Source organism: Luteolibacter flavescens (assembly GCF_025950085.1).
Taxonomy (GTDB): Bacteria; Verrucomicrobiota; Verrucomicrobiia; order Verrucomicrobiales; family Akkermansiaceae; genus Haloferula; species Haloferula flavescens.
The window spans coordinates 37,192-52,580 of the sequence record NZ_JAPDDS010000017.1; the positions used below are offsets into that span (position 1 = coordinate 37,192).

Sequence of the window (15,389 nt, forward strand, 5' to 3'; positions counted from 1 at the left end):
TCAAGGAATCACCGCGGTGCGCAGGCCGGCGTGACGGCCGGATGACTCGAAGGCCGCCTCGATTTCCGCGAGAGGATAGCTCTCTCCCTGCAGCGAATTGAAAGGCACACGGCCTGAAGTCCCGGTGAGGAAATCGATGGCCGTGACGAGATCGCTGGGCGCGTAGTTGTGCAGGCCACGGATGGTGAGCATGCGGCGAACGAGGTCATTCGGATCGAGCTCCACCCTTCCTCCCGGTGTGGTGGTCCCGGCGATGACCGAGACGCCGCCGGTACGGGTGGCGGCGATGGCGCCACTTGCCGCAATGGACGAGCCGGAGAATTCCATCGTCACATCAGCGCCTCGGCCACGGGTCACGTCGCGCAGTCCCGCTTGCAAGTCGGCGGGCTGGAAGAAGAACTGCGAGCCGAATCGCCCGGCAGCCTCCGCACGTGCGGCGTCGAGATCACAGGTTACGACCTGCGCCGCGCCGAGATGGCGGGCCATCGCCGTGGCATTCAGGCCCAGCACGCCGCAGCCGAAGATGGCGACCGTCGCACCCTCGACGGGACCGGCGAGACGGAAGGCGGCGGCGACCGTGGCGACCGCGCAATTCGCCGGGGCAGCGAGAGCGTCCGGCATTTCATCCGGCAGCTTCACGATGCCGGTGCCCGCGGTGAGCAGGCAGAACTCGGCGAAGCCACCGCTGAACTCACGCCCCGGGGCGATCGCGCTGTGGCCGTATTTGAAAAGATGCTCGCACTTCTGCGGGACGCCGCGCGTGCAGAAGAAGCACTCCCCACACGAGGCGGCGAGCGTCCACGTGATGCGGTCTCCCTCGTGCAGCAACTCGCCCCGCAGGTCGATGCGCGGGGCACCGGGACCGAAAGCAACGATGCGCCCGACGATCTCATGCCCCAGCACGCAGGGCACCGGCTCCTGCCGGCGGCCATGCCAGGTGTGCAGGTCGCTGCCGCAGATGGTGCTGCAGGTCACGTCCACCAGCACCTCGCCGCGGCCTGGCAGCGGCACCGGGAACTCTTCGAGGCGGAAAGGTTCGCCATGACCGGAGAATACGGCGGCGAGGGCGCGGCCGCCGGAGCGTTCGGTGTTCATGCTTGTTTTCGGATGAAGGACATCAGGATCGCGCCGAGCGCGCAGGCGACGGCCACCACGGGGAAGACCATGTGCGTCGAATCATTCGACTCGATCAGGTAGCCGATCAGCGGCTCGCCCAGACCGGCAAAGAGATAGGCGACGAAATTCATCATCCCCGTGCCGGTCCCCGCGAGGCGCTTGCCGAGCAGGTCCGGGCACAGCGCCCAGAAGGCGGACTGCGGACCATAGACGAAGAAACCTGTTAGAAAAAGCAGCGGCAGCGCGAGCATCGACGTGCGGTCGAGCATCGACATGCCGCCCGCACAGATCGCCGCGATGCCGAGGAAGAGGATGACCGGCGTGGACCGCTTTCCGGCGAAGATGCGGTCGGAGATCCAGCCGGCGGAGATCGCGCCGAAGGCCATGCCCACGGGCAGCGCGACGGATACCCACTTCTGCGGCGAGTCCTTCCAATCCTCACCGAGGAAGTGGACCGGCACCCAGACGAGCAGTCCGTAGCGCGCGAGATTCTGGAAGCCGATCGCCGCACAGCCGAAGAGGAAGGGCACGCAGGCGAAGCCCGCCTTGTAGCGTTCCCACCAGGTGAGATGCCGCTCCGGGTGGATCTGCTCGCGGGCGGAGTCGCCTTCATCCAGCAGGTCCTGGAAGCCCGCCTGCGATGGCCGCTCGCGGATCACCAGCCAGAAGACCGCGCAGCCCACGAGCATGAGGAAGACCGGCCCGCGGAATATCCAGCGCCAGCCGTGATCGACCGCCACGGCAGCGAGGCAGTAGGTGACCACCGACGACATCCCGGCCGCGAAGGTGTAGAAGCCGAAGACGCGACCGCGATGCCCGCGGTCCCACCAGTTTGACAGGATGCGGCTGCCCGGCGCCCAGCCCATCGACTGCACGAAGCCATTCCCCGCCCACGGCACCAGCACGCCCGCGAGCCCTCCGGCGAAGCTGGTGATCCAGTTCATGACGAAGGAAAGGAGGCCGCCCAATGTCATGAGGCTGCGTCCGCCGAAGCGGTCCGCGAGCTGGCCATTGATCGCCTGCCCGATGGCATAGGACCATAGCAGCGCCGTGCTGCACCAGCCGAGCTGCGCCTTCGTGAGCCCGAATTCCTCCGCCATACCGGGAATCGCGAATCCGAAATTTTGCCGCCCCGTGTAGTAAAAGAGGTAGCAGAACATCACGACCACGAGGGTCTTCACCCGTGCGCTCGCGAAGCTGGTGGCATGTCTCGTCTCGGTCATCATCGGCGTCCGGACAGCGCCGGTAGAGCCCGAGAACTGCACGGGAGAAGCTCTCACCACAAAAGATCCCCTGAAACGATTTTGTTTCTTTTCGGGAAACCCCGACTTCGAATCGTCACCTGACCGTTCCCAGCCATTCCTTGACCCTGCTCGCTGCGGAAGGTTGCATTTCGGGAAACATGAACCTCGTCGAACTGGCGTCCCGGATCAAGGCAGCCCGCATGTCGAAGGGCTACACGCTCGACCGCGTGGCGGAGATCTCCGGCCTCGGCAAGGGCCTGCTGTCAAAGGTGGAGAATTTCCGCGTGACGCCTTCCCTGCCGACCTTGGCAAAGATCTGCGAAGCACTCGGCATGAGCCTGTCCGAGCTCTTCGAGGGGCTGGATGAAAAGCCGAAGCTGAGCATCACCCGCGTCGCCGATCGCAGGGAGATCGAGCGGGATCGCGACCAGTCCGACATCTGCTACCACGCGCTGGCCCACGGCAGGCCGGACCGGAACATGGACCCCTTCGTCCTCGACGTGCCCGCCGGTGGCGGACGCCGCGAGCCGATGCCTCACGAGGGCGAGGAATTCCTGATCGTGCTGAAGGGCGGCGTTTCCTTCGAATACAACGGCGAGGTGCACCAGCTCAAGGAGGGCGACTCCGCCTACTTCGATGCCGAGGTGGACCACCGCGTCTTCAATCCCGCCGCGCGGGACGCGAAGGTGCTGTGCGTCTTCCTCGGTCGCCCGATGTGAAATCTCCCCACTGGGAGCGAGGAATTCATTCCGCTTGGACGGGCCTGTGAACCGACCGGTGAAGCGGAATAAATTCCGCGGTCCCAGGGCGCCATCGCTGTTGCTTACCACCTTCACTATTGCACATCGGGCCTCCGGCGCATCACGCTGGGCGCGTGCCGACCGTCCGCCTCAAGTACTTCTCCTACCACCCTGCCATCTGGCCCCGCATGATCGGGGAAGTGACGCGCGATGCCAAGCCGGGCTCGCTCGTCCAGGTGCTCGACAAGGAGGGCAAGCCCTTCGGCAGCGCCTTCTGGAATCCGAAGGCAGGCATGCCGCTGCGCGTCTTCGCCCATGGCAGCGAGCCGGTGGACGAGAGCTTTTTCCTCGGCGCGATCCAGCGTGCCGCCTCGCTGCGCCGCGAGGTGATGAAGCTGGATGAAACGACCGACGCCTACCGCGCGATCCACGCCGATGCCGACCAGATGCCCGGCCTCGTCGCGGACAAGTTCGGCAAGGTGATGTCGCTGGAGGTGACGAATCTCGCCGCCTACCAGCGCCTCGACGCGTGGGTGCCCGCGCTTCACGAGGCCTTTGGCACGGAGAAGGCGCACATCCGCGTCGATCCGGACCTCGCGCGCATCGAGGGCATTCCCTCGCTCACGCACTCTCTTTCCGAAAAGCTGCGCCCGCTGAAAATCCGCGAGCACGGCGTGACCTTCGAGGTCGATCCCTCGGGCGGACACAAGACCGGCTTCTTCTGCGACCAGCGGGAGAACCGGAAGAAATTCGGCGAACTCGCCGCAGGCCGCAGCGTGCTCGACCTGTGCTGCTACACCGGCGGCTTTTCCGTCAGCGCCGCGCTCGCCGGGGCCGAGGACGTGACCGCCGTGGACCTGGATGAAAACGCCATCGAGATGGCCAAGCGCAACGGCAACATCAACCAGAAGCGCATCAAATTCACCCACGGCGACGCCTTCACCTGGGCGCGCACGATGATCGAAAACGGCCGCCAATGGGACCTCGTCATCGCCGACCCGCCGAAATTCATCCACGGCAAGGAAGACCAGCTCGGCCACAACAAGTATCACGACCTGAACAAGCTCGCGCTGCAGCTCGTGAAGCCCGGCGGGCTCTTCGTCACCTGCTCGTGCTCCGGCATGCTCACCGCGGACGAATTCGAAAAGATCGTCGTCTCCGCCTCGCACCGCCAGGACCGCCGCCTCCAGATCTTCGACCGCACCGGCGCAGGCCCCGACCATCCCACCCTCTCGAACTACCCCGAGTCCCGCTACCTCAAGCTTCTCTGGTGCCGGGTGATCGGGTGATCGGGTGATCGGTCCGACGTCTGTTTCTCCTCAGCCGGGGCACCTCATATCGGCCGGACACACGGCTCCGCCGTCATCTGGCAGTGACACCACCCGGAGATCGTCCTATGGAAGAAGCGTGATTCAACGCCTTCTCCTCCTGGGCTCGGTTTCGATTGCTTGCGCCTCCGCACAAGAAGCTCCCGCCACAGTACCGAGCCAACCTCCGGCGAAGGAGGAGGCATCGTCGACCGCGAATTGGCCGGGAGTGGATTACTCCGAAGTCCGCGCCTATCTGTATAATCCACCGCATAAGTTGGGGAATGACATTATTCAGGACGGAAAGCTGCATCCCGATGTCGTGGACCCACAAGGCATCAAGCTCGATGCCAAGCAGGTCGAACAACTGCTCAAGGCCAGCTACACCCGGGAGCCCGATCGAAGAGGCTCGGGCTGCTTCCTTCCTCATCACGGCATCGTTTTCTACGATCACGACGGAAAGGCTGTTGCGCACCTGTCGATTTGCTTTCTCTGCAACAGGGCTGCCAGCGCCCCTTACGAAGCATCTTTGCAGTGGGACATCACGGCTCTATCCCAATTCATCACAAGTCTAGGGCTCCCGGTATTCAAGGAGTTCGACGAGTCTGATGCGCATTTCATCGCACTCGCCCGCAAGTGGCCGGATGCCAAAGTGAAGGAGAAATTGGATGAGTATCTCTTTTCCACGGAGAACGGAAATCCCCTTCTGGGAGACTATGAGCGCCTTCTGTTGCTTCAGGGCCTCGGGGACCGCATCCATGCACTCCTCCTCGCATATCTTTCTGACAAAGCGTTGCGGGCAGAGATGCTGAAGGCTTCGCCATCCGACGCGTCCTCCGACACGCTCTTCTCCCGGATTTGTGACGCATTCGGCGATTCCCCACCCTCCTCCGTCATTCCTCTTCTCGCTCCATTTTTCGAGGAATCGGATCCATCCGTCCGTTGCGATGCCACCGAGACGATCGCGAAAACCGGTGCTCCCGCGAGCGTTGCATACATCAGGAAAGCATTCGCAGATCCCGGGGATGATCTCGCCATCAGCGCACTCGGCGGCCTTCAGGTGGCGATTGATCGGAGCGCGGTGCACCCCGACACGCGGAAGCAGCTTTTCCCGGATGTGCAGGCATTCCAAAAAAGCGGCTGGGATGAGGAGTGGGCCAAGGCACTCGCCGGTCTCAATCCCCATGAGGCCTCGGAGTATTTCCTTACTCCGGAAATCTTCAATCCGGACTCCCCGCGACTCGACACGATCCTGAGAGTCCTCTGCGAAGCAAACCTGCAACTTCCACGCGAGCGGCTTCTCGCGCTCATCGAGGAATTGAAAGCGACCAAGCTTACCCGGGAGAAACAACAGATCGCGGAACCCGCCCTCCTGCTGCTCGGAAGACAGCGCAATCCCGGCGACCTGGACCTCCTGCGCGGCATGGGCAACGACACCCTCGCCCGATGCGCCATGCCGGGGCTACTGGCATGGCATGGCCTTGAAGGCTATCGCGACCGTCTCTCAAAGCTGGAAGTGGAGAAGGATTTCGCTGCTTTGAACGAGCATCAACGCCTCCATATCGCAGTGTATGAATTTGAAAACGCGGGGCCCGACATCGGAGCTTACTTCTCCGGCCACAAAGGGGATCGCTGGCGCGATGCACTTGCCGGACTCAAGCAAATGAAACGAGGGGAACTGGCTGCCATTCTCGAAGAAGCGGTGGCGAAATTCGGAGACGAAGGCCCTAGCAATGACCGCGAGATCCGCAGCAAGCAGGTGGACGACATCGAAGAAAAGTCCGGCTTCAAAGACCTTGATGCGCGCTTGCGGGAAGCGGAAGACACTTGGAATCTTTCCCTCGACCGCTTCGCCATCGAACACGCCGACTCCTTCAAATGACACCCGCCATCAACATCATCCCCGCCACCGAGGCTCATGCCGGGGCGGTGTGGCGGATCTTCCGTGAGGTGATCGCGGCGGGTGATGCGTATGTCTTCGAGGCGGATACCACTTACGAGGCCTTCCTCGCGTATTGGTTCGCGGCGCGGGCTTATGTGGCAATGGAGGGAGCGGAGGTACTCGGCAGCTACATCATCAAGCCAAACCTGCCGGGGCGCGCGTCGCATGTGGCGAATGCCAGCTACATGGTCGCCGCGGCGGCACGCGGAAAGGGCGTGGGCGGGCTGATGTGCGCGCACTCGCTGCGAGAGGCGAAGTCCCAGGGCTTCCGCGCGATGCAGTTCAATATCGTGGTCAGCACGAATGTCACCGCGGTCGCGCTCTGGCAAAAGCATGGCTTCGCGATCATCGGCACCGTGCCCGGAGCCTTCCGCCATGAGACCCTGGGATACGTGGATGCCCACGTGATGTTCCGCGATCTGGCGGACATCGGGGATGGCTCAGCGCAGTGACGAGGACTTCGAGCGGCGGTCTCCGGAGACGATCACCTTTGGCTGCAGCGCGGCGCTGGTATTCGTCAGCACGCCGGCAGCGGAGATCGGAAGCTCGATCAGGCTGAAGGACTTCACGCCATTGCTATCCGGCAGGCTGAAGAAGATACGTCCCGTGCCTGCCTGGGCCAGCGACGGCAGCACCGTGATCGACGGCGTGGCCAGCGACACCACTCCCTTCGTGGTCGTGCTTCCAGACGAGGCCGATGTATTCGACGGGGGATTCGTCAGCGGCGTGACGGTTGGCGTGGTGGTGGCGGATACCGGATTGTTCACCGGGATCCTGTTCTCATTCCCGGAGGTATCGGTCCACACCACCACCTGCTCGTAGCCGGGCTGCGGGGGCTTCACCTTGTCGATGAGCACCTTGGCGGTATTCGTCATCGGGTCTTCCACCACGAGGCCTTCTGGCTCCGTGCGCACTTCCACGCGATTGGCGGCCAGCGTGTCGGCATCGGGGAAATGATAGGCGCTCAGATTGTCCTCCGCCGTGACGCGACGTCCGAGGTAGCCGTGGCCATTCTCGTCCTTCGCCCAGATCATGTCGTTTGCCTTGTCGTAGTAGGCACCGTCCCCGGACACCATCAGCGCGTAATCCTCCACCGCATTCGGCGGGAAATTCAGGTGCCGCACGTATTCGCCGTCGGACAGCGACATGCTCTCGGGCATCCAGCCGTTCTTGATGACCAGCCGTGCCGGATCGGCGGACATGCCGCCCTCCAGCTCCATCATCCAGCCCAGCGCATTCGTCACGCGGCGCTGCATCTCCTCCGCGGAGGGCAGCAGCGCATTCGGTGAATGAAGGCTCAGCACGCGCGGCGCGGTGAGGGCACCCTGCTCGTCCAGATTGTGAAGCTGGGCCTGGTAGCGCAGCAGATCCTCGCGCATGCGGCGGTCATCCGGGATGGCACGGCGATCCGCCGGTGCCCCGGGCACGGGCAGTGTCGTCGCGGTATCCCGGACGGATTTCGATGGCAGGGCGGTTGGCAAGCCTACCTTCGCCACATCCGGTGCCTGCTCGCCTCCACGCGGCCACAGGATGAATGCGACGGCGGCAGCCACCCAACCGCTGGCGGCCAGCCATGGGAAAAACTTCACGTTCCGGTGGGCCAGCGGCGTGCGGGCGTCCACCTTCGACATGATGGAGGAAAGCACCTCCGGCGGTGCCGCGCGCAGCGGCGAGGTGGCCAGCCACACATCGGCGGCGGTCTCCTGCGTCGCGCGGATTTCCTCCAGACACTGCGCATCGCGCACCAGCCGCGGATCGCTCCGGGCCGGATCATCGTGCGGCAGCAGGTCGAGCGCCTTCGCCGTCGCGTCGTCGAGATTAGTGCGGGGCATCGAGGCCTCCTTTCTTCAGCAGCGCGCGCAGCTTCTCCATCGCGCGGTGGACGCGGACCTTCGCCGTGCCGAGCGGCACGCCCCAGCGCACCGCGTGATCCTCCAGCGTCGCCGGGTCGAAGAGCGCCGCCCGCACGCTCTCCGCCTCACCGGCATCGAGCTGGTCCAGCGCCGAGCGCACCCGCGAGACCGTATCGCGGAAAAACAAATCCTCCACCCCGCCGCGGTCCGGCACCTCCAGCACAGGCATGGTCCCCCAGTCCTCCCACACCGCCGCGCGGCGGCGCTTCCGGCGCAGGACATCGAGGCACAGGCCGCGCAAGATCATGGCGCACCAGGTGAAGCCGCGGCTTTTCTCAGAGTCGAAGTCCCCCGCGCGCTTCCAGATCCGCAGGAAGCAATCCTGCAGCACCTCCTTCGCCGCGCCCTCGTCATTGATCCAATGCAGCGCCATGCTGTAGAGGCGGTCCCCCCACATGCGGTAGAGTTCCTCGAGCGCCTCCGGGTCGTGGCGGGCGATGCGGGTCAGCAGCCAGGTGCCGTCCCAGGCGTCTGCCCGTCCGTCCGCCTTGAGTGCCTGTATCTTCTCCGCCATCGGTCAGTCGCTTTATCTCATGAAGCCGCCCGCTGCGGGAAGCCGGAAAAACTGCTCACTCTGCAGCGGCAGAAGAAGGTGAGGGGCGGCCACCACCAAGCCTCTCCGGTCTTTCGACGGCCGCCCCCCTCCTGTGCTGTTCACACGACCTCTGGCCCGCGTGGGTCTCTTTCCCCGCACCGGGGCCGGACGGCGTCGTGGAGTCTCCTCCATGTTTCAAGCCCTCCCCGACTTGAAACACGGCCTCCATCTCGCCGTCCGGCCGGATGCTTTCCGGTGAAGACTGCCTCGCGGGGGCACTGCTGGCAGGTGCGGCCGGGACCCAAAAAACCCGCCGCTCCCGCAGAAACCCCAGCACCCGCTTCCACTGGAACCCAGTGAAAGCCGGCGCTTGGATTTCTTTCAGCAATACCACAACCATGATCGCTACCGTATGATCCGGCCAAAGCGGGAGATGGGTTTCAGAAAAGTTTCTCTTTTTCTCCACGCTCCGCTTTCAGGGCGGCCGATGACTCGCAACATCCCGCCATAAGACACTCTCTATCAGTTCACTAATTCCGCTTCATCACGCGCGAAAAAAATTCGCGCGATACCTCCTGTGTCAGCGCTTCCCTCGAAAGTTTGACGCTCCCCGAAGCCCGTCCTTAGCCTCCGGACGCTACCCATCCGTCGATCCGACCTAACCCAGATCCACTCATGAAACCCCGCCTGACCGCCTTGCTACCCGCCCTCTCGTGCCTCCTTTTCCTCCCCGCCCAGGCCCAGCAGTGGTCCGTGGAGCAGGCGCAGGAGTGGGCGAAGACCCAGCCCTGGCGCGCCGGGTCGAATTTCACGCCGAGCACCGCGATCAACCAGCTCGAGATGTGGCAGGCCGACACCTTCGACCCCGAGACCATCGACCGCGAGCTGGGCTACGCCGCCTCCTGCGGGATGAATGCCGCCCGCGTCTTCCTCCACGACCTGCTCTGGGAGCAGGACTCGGAAGGCCTGCTGAAGCGCATGGACCAATTCCTCGCCATCGCCGACAAGCACAAGGTGGGCATCATGTTCGTCCTCTTCGACGACGTCTGGGACCCCAGCCCGAAGCTCGGCAAGCAGCGCGACCCGCGCCCGCACACCCACAACTCCGGCTGGGTGCAGAGCCCGGGCAAGGACGTGCTCGTGGACGCCGCCAAGCGCAAGACCCTGGAGCCCTACGTCACCGGCGTGCTCACCCGCTTCAAGGATGACAAGCGCGTCATCGTCTGGGACCTCTACAACGAGCCCGGCAACCCGAATCTCAGCGCCTACGGCAAGGTGGAGCTGCCCGTGGAGGAAAAGAAGAAGCACTCGCTGGAGCTGGTGAAACTCAGCTTCGAGTGGGCCTGGAAGGTCCGCCCCACCCAGCCCATCACCGTCGGAGTATGGACCGGCGACTGGAGCACGAAGGAAAAGCGCGACGCCCTGAATGCCTACCAGATCGACCACTCGGACATCATCAGCTTCCACGTTTACTCCGATCTCGAGAAGACGAAGTCGATGACCGAGCCGCTCCTCGAATACGGCCGCCCCGTCCTCTGCACCGAATTCCTCGCCCGCACCGCCGGCAGCCGCCTCCAGGACATCCTCCCCTACTTCAAGGAGAAGAAGGTGGACTCCTACCAATGGGGCCTCGTCGCCGGCAAGACCCAGACCCAGTACCCCTGGGAAAGCTGGAAGCGCGACTTCACCGCCGAGCCCGAAGTGTGGTTCCACGAACTCTTCCACAAGGACGGCAAGCCCTACGACAAGGAAGAGACCGACCTCTACAAGAAGCTGACCGGGAAGTAAGCGACCTCACCCTCACTTGAGGAGCGTGGACGTTCCGTCCACGCCGGGTCACCGCCCCTTCATCCCCTGCCCGCCCCGTCCCCGGATGGCGCGGGCATCTTCATTCTTCAGGACCGATCTGCTTCAGCAGATCGTCAAAAACCTCATCATATTGCTCGCGATCAAACACGAATACCGATCGGTCATAGATCGGCCCGAAACCGGCGCCAGCCCCCGAGAACCCCAACCCCGACCAAAACACGTGACGGCGTCCCACATAGATCCGTGTCCAAACGCCACCGCAACCCTCCCACCCACAATCTGAGCACGCGATCAGAGGCAGAAGTCCCTTCCACATAGGACTATTTTGCCACGGGAAAACCCCGGTCCGATAAAGACTCTCCTTATTGCGGATCGCTCCCACATACATTCCAACGAAGGTCCCATCAGGATTCCCATTCGGGCTCGCCTGCATCAAGGCAGGCTCCAACTTCTTCATTCGCTCCCAGATGGACTCGCAATCGATCTCGAAGTCAACGACACGCGCCTCCAGCCCTTCGAAGACAGGTGACGTGCGGATGGAGCATGACAGCCTCCGAATCATCATCTTCTCTCTCACCCGGCAAGGGCCAGGGCGACAGCCAATTTCCAATTTTCAATCTTTCTTCCCAACTCTCGCTTCGAAGATGAAACGCGATATCACGATTCCAATTTCAGCCATCCTTGTCATCTGCACCTCCGGAGCATTGCTGATCGGCGAGACGCTTCGCGAGCGGCGTTTCCCGGGAAAAGTCGAGCTCACATCGGATAGCCCGGCATGGCAGATTGTCGTATTCCTCGTGATGATGATTGCTGTGATGAGAGCAGTGGTTCTGTGGTTCCAAACGATTTCGGACATCACCAGAACAAGGGGATCCCGGGCCGACCCACGGTATGGCTGGCTGATATGCCACTTCATATTCCCACTCATCACACCTTACTTGTACTACTACTTTCATCGAACTTTATCACGACCGATCATAGCAAAGCTGGAATGCTAGCGCCGCTGGCGCCGTTTTCTGCAAAAGCTGACCGGCAAATGAGGAGCGTGGGCGTTGCGTCCACGCCGTGTCGACCGAAGGTCGACACCCCTTATCCCCTGCCCATTCCGCCCCCGGATGGCTCGGGCATTTTCGTCTCCGTCTTTCGGAAAGTCGTGATGGTCAGACTTGTGGATCAAGCGCTTCGCCTCTCCAGATCAAGCCGTCGTAGAAGTTGGCTCCTTCGGCAATCAACTCATTGATACTACTCCCATCTTTGCGGAAATAGTTTTCACCGAGAGGTCCGCCAGAGATTACCAAGGTATAGGGATCCAGGGTTCTCTCCCCATCAAGCTTCACGAGGACGACGCTGCCTTCAGCGCGCATTTGATCGAGCAACTGCCATCCGATTGCGTCTTCAGACTGCCTGTCATGGCCAAGACCCAGTTGGCTCAAAATTTCAGACACCGATTTCATAGCTCCGATTTTCCACTGCCACTGCGCAGATCAGCCCAAATCCCCCTGAGAATTTACAAGCCGCCTTGCCCGGCGATTCTAACAGCTCCACGACATCTTTCCGCTCTTCATTGGGCAGACGCTTATTCACCCATCCCACGTTCCCAAGATCGCTCACGCCGACAGCCTCACCGACGACGGATCGGGGTCGATGAAGTGGGCCCAGCTTTCGTGGGTGGCGGGGTTTTCGCGGAGGCCGAACATGGGGCGCCAGCGGGGGGCGGCTGGCTTGCGGAGCGGGTGCATGTTCGCCTCGTGCGTCAGCTTGTTCGCCTTGCGCGTGTTGCAGCGGATGCAGGAGGTGACGATGTTTTCCCAGGTGGTGCGGCCGCCCTTGTCGCGCGGCATCACGTGGTCGAGATTCAGGTCGCACTCGCTGAAGACCTTCGCGCAGTACTGGCAGGTGTGCTTGTCGCGCAGGAAGACATTCCGCCGGGTGAAGCGCACCTCCAGCCGTGGCAGCTTCTCGTAGAGCGCCAGCACGATGATCTTCGGCACGCGCAGGGCGAGGCGGACGGTGTGGATCACCTCGTCGATGAGATCCGCCGACGAGTGCTCGATCCACGACCCGAGGTCGTGGGTCCGGAATCGTTCATCGCCCTCGGTCTGCACCACCTGGGCGTGCCCCAGGAACAGGAGCTTGAGCGCGCGGCGGACGGAGCAGGTGTGCACCGGCTGCCAAAACCGGTTGAGGACGAGGACGGGATGGTCAAGATGGCCAGCCATACCTTTTCCCAGCAATTGCCGCGAAAACTAGCAGGATTGCCCCGCGTCGCAAGAAAAAGCTTGGTGACAGGGAGGTTACAAAAGTCCTGCCCCGCGGGGCATGCTGTCATCCCGGGCGAAAGGTGAAAACCGGGCATGCGACTGGAACGTTTCATTGCCCGGCGACTTCTGGCTTGCGGGAGCTGCCGCGAAACCGAAAGTTGTCCGACAGATCCATGAAACTGACTTCCCTCATCGCGTCCGCCCTGCTGGCGCTGCCCCTGTGCCAGGCCGCCGAGCCGGGCTTCACCGATCTTTTCAACGGCAAGGACCTGACCGGCTGGAAGCGGGTGAATGGCAGCGGCGAATACAGGATCGAGGACAGCCAGATCGTCGGCTTCGGCGAGAACGTGAAGTCGAACACCTTCCTGCGCACGGAGAAGACCTACAAGGACTTCGACTTCCGCTTTGAGATGAAATTCGACGATCTCACGGGGAACTCCGGGATGATGTTCCGCGGCCTGCAAAAGCCCGGCACCGACGGCCGCGTCTATGGCTACCAGTGCGAGCACGACCAGGACAAGAAGCGTGCCTGGACCGCCGGTCTCTACGACGAGGCCCGCCGCGCCTGGCTCGCTCCCTACCGGAACGACGACAAGAAGAAGACCTTCACCGAGGCGGAGTCAAAGGCCCAAGAGCAGGCCCGCAAGGACTTCACCACCCAAGGACAAAAGGTGATGAAGTGGGACGACTGGAACGAGATCCGCATCGTCTGCAAGGGCAAGCACATCCAGATCTGGCTGAATGGCGAGGAGCGCGTGAACTATACGGACGACGCCCCGGAATTCACCCCCGAAGGCTTCTTCGCCCTGCAGGTGCACAGCGGCAAATCCTGCAAGGTCCGCTGGCGGAATCTCCGCATCAAGGAACTCTGACCTGACATGACCCGCCCGCCGGAGCACGGCGGGCGTGGCCGGTGGCGGGCCTCAGCGTTCCTCGCCGCTCTCGATGATCTCGCGGAAGGCGTCTTCCAGCGATTGATTCCCGCCGGCGGCAGGAGTCGCGGTGGTCGAGGCGGTATCGAGCTGCTTTTGCAGGTCATCCTGCGGCTGGCGGCCGGTGCCGGACAGGCGGACGGTGGCCCACGAGTAGCCGCCATCGCGGCGCTTGAAGACGGCACGCATCGCCGCCGAGGCATTGTTCACCAGGCCATCCGGCAGGCCGACTTCCAGGGAGCCTTCCAGGACGCCCTGGGCATCGGCGGTGAGACTCCCGTCCAGGACCAGGCGATTCCGGGAAGCGAAGTGCAGGCGCTCCAAGCCGGCAACCGCTCCCGAGCGGACTAGCACGCCATTTGCCTCAAGGTCGAAGATGGGAGCCTGATACCAGGTCTCGCCCACTTCCTTCGCCAGCACGCCGAACATCGGCAGCTGCTTCCAGACGGAGTCCGAGGAGGCCGTGGCGCGGAAAGGGATGCGGAAGGAAACCAGCGTGGGCGAATCCGCATCGTAGGAAAAGATCCCGGCTTCACCATTCTCCGGGGTCTCGACTTCAGCGGAGAGCCATGGGCCGAAATTCGGGCCGAGCAGGCTGCCCAGTTGGAGGCGGCCGACGCGGATGGTCAGGTCGGACTTCTTGCCCCGCAGATCGAGCAGGGACTTGTCCGGATTGGTGATCTCGATGTTCCCGCCTCCAGTCTTCCCACTTGGAGTCATCCGGATGATGCCGACGCGCATACCTTCGGGGCTGAACTGGAGCGAGGCAAAATTCAGCGCGAAATCCCCCCAGCCCGGGGCATAGATCGATCCGCCGTCGAAGCGCAGGTTCGCCGTCGTCGCGGCAGTGTCCAGCACCTCCAGCGTGGCCTCCGTGCCACTGAGACGGGCGGCGGGCTTTGCCTCATCCCCCACCAGCACGGTGAATTGCGGGGCGCGGTAGCGGAACTGGAAAGGAATCTCGCCGCTGCGGGCGGGCATCGCGGGAGCCGGGCCGACAGGCTGGCGCAGCACGAGCGTGCCGCCCTGGCCACCGAGCATCTCGGTGCCCTTCCACAAGCCCCCGATCAGGGAAGGCACGGCCAATTCGCCCTGCACCCCTCTCACCGTCAGGCTCTGGATCAGCGAGGTCTCCGGCCAGCGGAGCTCCACGGCGGAGGCTCCCGCAGTCAGCGGAGTCACGCGGAGCTGGGAAATCTTCGGCTCGGCACCGGTCCACACCTTCACCCGCTCGGAGATCTTGTCATGATATCCGGGGGTATTCAGGTAGATGAGTGACCCGACCAGCGCGAGCCCGGATCCTGCGACGAGGGCTACAGCGGTGACCACCTGGGCCACGCGCATGCGCTTGTCGCTCTTTTCCTTCTCCTTCTTCGGCTGGTGGCTGCGGCGCTTGCGCTTCCGCATCTTGTAGACCTGGGTGCCGTCGTCCCGGGTCACCAGCTTGGCCTCGCCTTCACGTGAACCTTCACCCCCGCGCGTGCGGAGGCGGTCCATCATGTCGTCGATCGAGTAGTTCTCCGGCTCGGAATCGTTGGCAGGCATCGCAGATGAGATATCTCGGGGTGAAGGCAAATCCTTCACACGACC

General features: G+C 63.1%; 15 protein-coding genes. 7 read left to right on the top strand and 8 right to left on the bottom strand.

The window, feature by feature from the left end; genetic code table 11:
- Window positions 1-1,095, bottom strand: coding sequence for a zinc-binding dehydrogenase (locus tag OKA04_RS21715; RefSeq protein WP_264503323.1), 1,095 nt, complete (start codon window positions 1,093-1,095; stop codon window positions 1-3).
- A complete protein-coding gene (locus OKA04_RS21720; protein WP_264503324.1) occupies window positions 1,092-2,342 on the bottom strand; it encodes an MFS transporter in 1,251 nt (416 codons plus the stop codon). The genes OKA04_RS21715 and OKA04_RS21720 overlap by 4 nt, the downstream gene beginning before the upstream one ends.
- Before the next feature lie 176 nt (window positions 2,343-2,518).
- Between OKA04_RS21720 and OKA04_RS21725 the strand changes: the two genes are divergently transcribed.
- From OKA04_RS21725 to OKA04_RS21740, 4 genes are all read left to right on the top strand, one after another.
- A complete protein-coding gene (locus OKA04_RS21725) occupies window positions 2,519-3,079 on the top strand; it encodes a cupin domain-containing protein (RefSeq protein WP_264503325.1) in 561 nt (186 codons plus the stop codon).
- Between the two features lie 155 nt (window positions 3,080-3,234).
- Window positions 3,235-4,389, top strand: a complete 1,155-nt coding sequence (locus tag OKA04_RS21730) for a class I SAM-dependent rRNA methyltransferase (RefSeq protein WP_264503326.1) — start codon at window positions 3,235-3,237, stop codon at window positions 4,387-4,389.
- 247 nt (window positions 4,390-4,636) lie between these two features.
- Entirely contained in the window at window positions 4,637-6,289 is a 1,653-nt protein-coding gene (locus OKA04_RS21735) for a DMP19 family protein (RefSeq protein WP_264503327.1), read from the top strand.
- The gene (locus OKA04_RS21740; protein WP_264503328.1) at window positions 6,286-6,801 is read left to right on the top strand and encodes a GNAT family N-acetyltransferase; all 516 of its coding nucleotides are present in this window, start codon (window positions 6,286-6,288) and stop codon (window positions 6,799-6,801) included. Before OKA04_RS21735 ends, OKA04_RS21740 begins: the two co-directional genes overlap by 4 nt.
- Here OKA04_RS21740 and OKA04_RS21745 read toward each other — a convergent pair.
- Entirely contained in the window at window positions 6,790-8,181 is a 1,392-nt protein-coding gene (locus tag OKA04_RS21745; RefSeq protein ID WP_264503329.1) for a hypothetical protein, read from the bottom strand. The genes OKA04_RS21740 and OKA04_RS21745 overlap by 12 nt on opposite strands.
- The gene (locus tag OKA04_RS21750) at window positions 8,168-8,776 is read right to left on the bottom strand and encodes a sigma-70 family RNA polymerase sigma factor (RefSeq protein ID WP_264503330.1); all 609 of its coding nucleotides are present in this window, start codon (window positions 8,774-8,776) and stop codon (window positions 8,168-8,170) included. Before OKA04_RS21750 ends, OKA04_RS21745 begins: the two co-directional genes overlap by 14 nt.
- Before the next feature lie 696 nt (window positions 8,777-9,472).
- On the opposite strand from OKA04_RS21750, the gene OKA04_RS21755 reads away from it, so the two are divergent.
- Window positions 9,473-10,585: a cellulase family glycosylhydrolase gene (locus OKA04_RS21755; RefSeq protein ID WP_264503331.1), complete on the top strand. Its 1,113-nt coding sequence runs from the start codon at window positions 9,473-9,475 to the stop codon at window positions 10,583-10,585.
- A 100-nt stretch (window positions 10,586-10,685) separates the two neighbouring features.
- Here the strand turns inward: OKA04_RS21755 and OKA04_RS21760 are convergent, their stop codons facing one another.
- Complete coding sequence (locus tag OKA04_RS21760; RefSeq protein WP_264503332.1) at window positions 10,686-11,063, bottom strand: hypothetical protein; 378 nt, start codon at window positions 11,061-11,063, stop codon at window positions 10,686-10,688.
- Window positions 11,064-11,250: 187 nt separating this feature from the next.
- On the opposite strand from OKA04_RS21760, the gene OKA04_RS21765 reads away from it, so the two are divergent.
- On the top strand, window positions 11,251-11,604 hold the full coding sequence (locus OKA04_RS21765; protein WP_264503333.1) for a hypothetical protein: 354 nt from the start codon (window positions 11,251-11,253) through the stop codon (window positions 11,602-11,604).
- Window positions 11,605-11,766: 162 nt separating this feature from the next.
- On the opposite strand, the gene OKA04_RS21770 is transcribed toward OKA04_RS21765, so the two are convergent.
- Window positions 11,767-12,060, bottom strand: a complete 294-nt coding sequence (locus tag OKA04_RS21770; RefSeq protein WP_264503334.1) for a hypothetical protein — start codon at window positions 12,058-12,060, stop codon at window positions 11,767-11,769.
- Window positions 12,061-12,213: 153 nt separating this feature from the next.
- Entirely contained in the window at window positions 12,214-12,825 is a 612-nt protein-coding gene (locus OKA04_RS21775; protein ID WP_264503335.1) for an HNH endonuclease, read from the bottom strand.
- Window positions 12,826-13,040: 215 nt separating this feature from the next.
- Here OKA04_RS21775 and OKA04_RS21780 point away from each other — a divergent pair, with 215 nt between their 5' ends.
- Window positions 13,041-13,739, top strand: coding sequence for a 3-keto-disaccharide hydrolase (locus OKA04_RS21780; protein WP_264503336.1), 699 nt, complete (start codon window positions 13,041-13,043; stop codon window positions 13,737-13,739).
- A gap of 51 nt (window positions 13,740-13,790) precedes the next feature.
- Here OKA04_RS21780 and OKA04_RS21785 read toward each other — a convergent pair whose 3' ends face one another.
- Window positions 13,791-15,344, bottom strand: a complete 1,554-nt coding sequence (locus OKA04_RS21785) for a hypothetical protein (RefSeq protein WP_264503337.1) — start codon at window positions 15,342-15,344, stop codon at window positions 13,791-13,793.
- Window positions 15,345-15,389: the final 45 nt, after the last annotated feature.

What these genes read in the sequence shown, in the direction of transcription:
- OKA04_RS21715 (WP_264503323.1), bottom strand. Translation starts at nt 1,095, where the DNA reads ATGAACACCGAACGCTCCGGCGGCCGCGCCCTCGCCGCCGTATTCTCC.
- OKA04_RS21720 (WP_264503324.1), bottom strand. Translation starts at nt 2,342, where the DNA reads ATGATGACCGAGACGAGACATGCCACCAGCTTCGCGAGCGCACGGGTG.
- OKA04_RS21725 (WP_264503325.1), top strand. Translation starts at nt 2,519, where the DNA reads ATGAACCTCGTCGAACTGGCGTCCCGGATCAAGGCAGCCCGCATGTCG.
- OKA04_RS21740 (WP_264503328.1), top strand. Translation starts at nt 6,286, where the DNA reads ATGACACCCGCCATCAACATCATCCCCGCCACCGAGGCTCATGCCGGG.
- OKA04_RS21745 (WP_264503329.1), bottom strand. Translation starts at nt 8,181, where the DNA reads ATGCCCCGCACTAATCTCGACGACGCGACGGCGAAGGCGCTCGACCTG.
- OKA04_RS21750 (WP_264503330.1), bottom strand. Translation starts at nt 8,776, where the DNA reads ATGGCGGAGAAGATACAGGCACTCAAGGCGGACGGACGGGCAGACGCC.
- OKA04_RS21755 (WP_264503331.1), top strand. Translation starts at nt 9,473, where the DNA reads ATGAAACCCCGCCTGACCGCCTTGCTACCCGCCCTCTCGTGCCTCCTT.
- OKA04_RS21760 (WP_264503332.1), bottom strand. Translation starts at nt 11,063, where the DNA reads ATGAAGAAGTTGGAGCCTGCCTTGATGCAGGCGAGCCCGAATGGGAAT.
- OKA04_RS21765 (WP_264503333.1), top strand. Translation starts at nt 11,251, where the DNA reads ATGAAACGCGATATCACGATTCCAATTTCAGCCATCCTTGTCATCTGC.
- OKA04_RS21770 (WP_264503334.1), bottom strand. Translation starts at nt 12,060, where the DNA reads ATGAAATCGGTGTCTGAAATTTTGAGCCAACTGGGTCTTGGCCATGAC.
- OKA04_RS21775 (WP_264503335.1), bottom strand. Translation starts at nt 12,825, where the DNA reads ATGGCTGGCCATCTTGACCATCCCGTCCTCGTCCTCAACCGGTTTTGG.
- OKA04_RS21780 (WP_264503336.1), top strand. Translation starts at nt 13,041, where the DNA reads ATGAAACTGACTTCCCTCATCGCGTCCGCCCTGCTGGCGCTGCCCCTG.
- OKA04_RS21785 (WP_264503337.1), bottom strand. Translation starts at nt 15,344, where the DNA reads ATGCCTGCCAACGATTCCGAGCCGGAGAACTACTCGATCGACGACATG.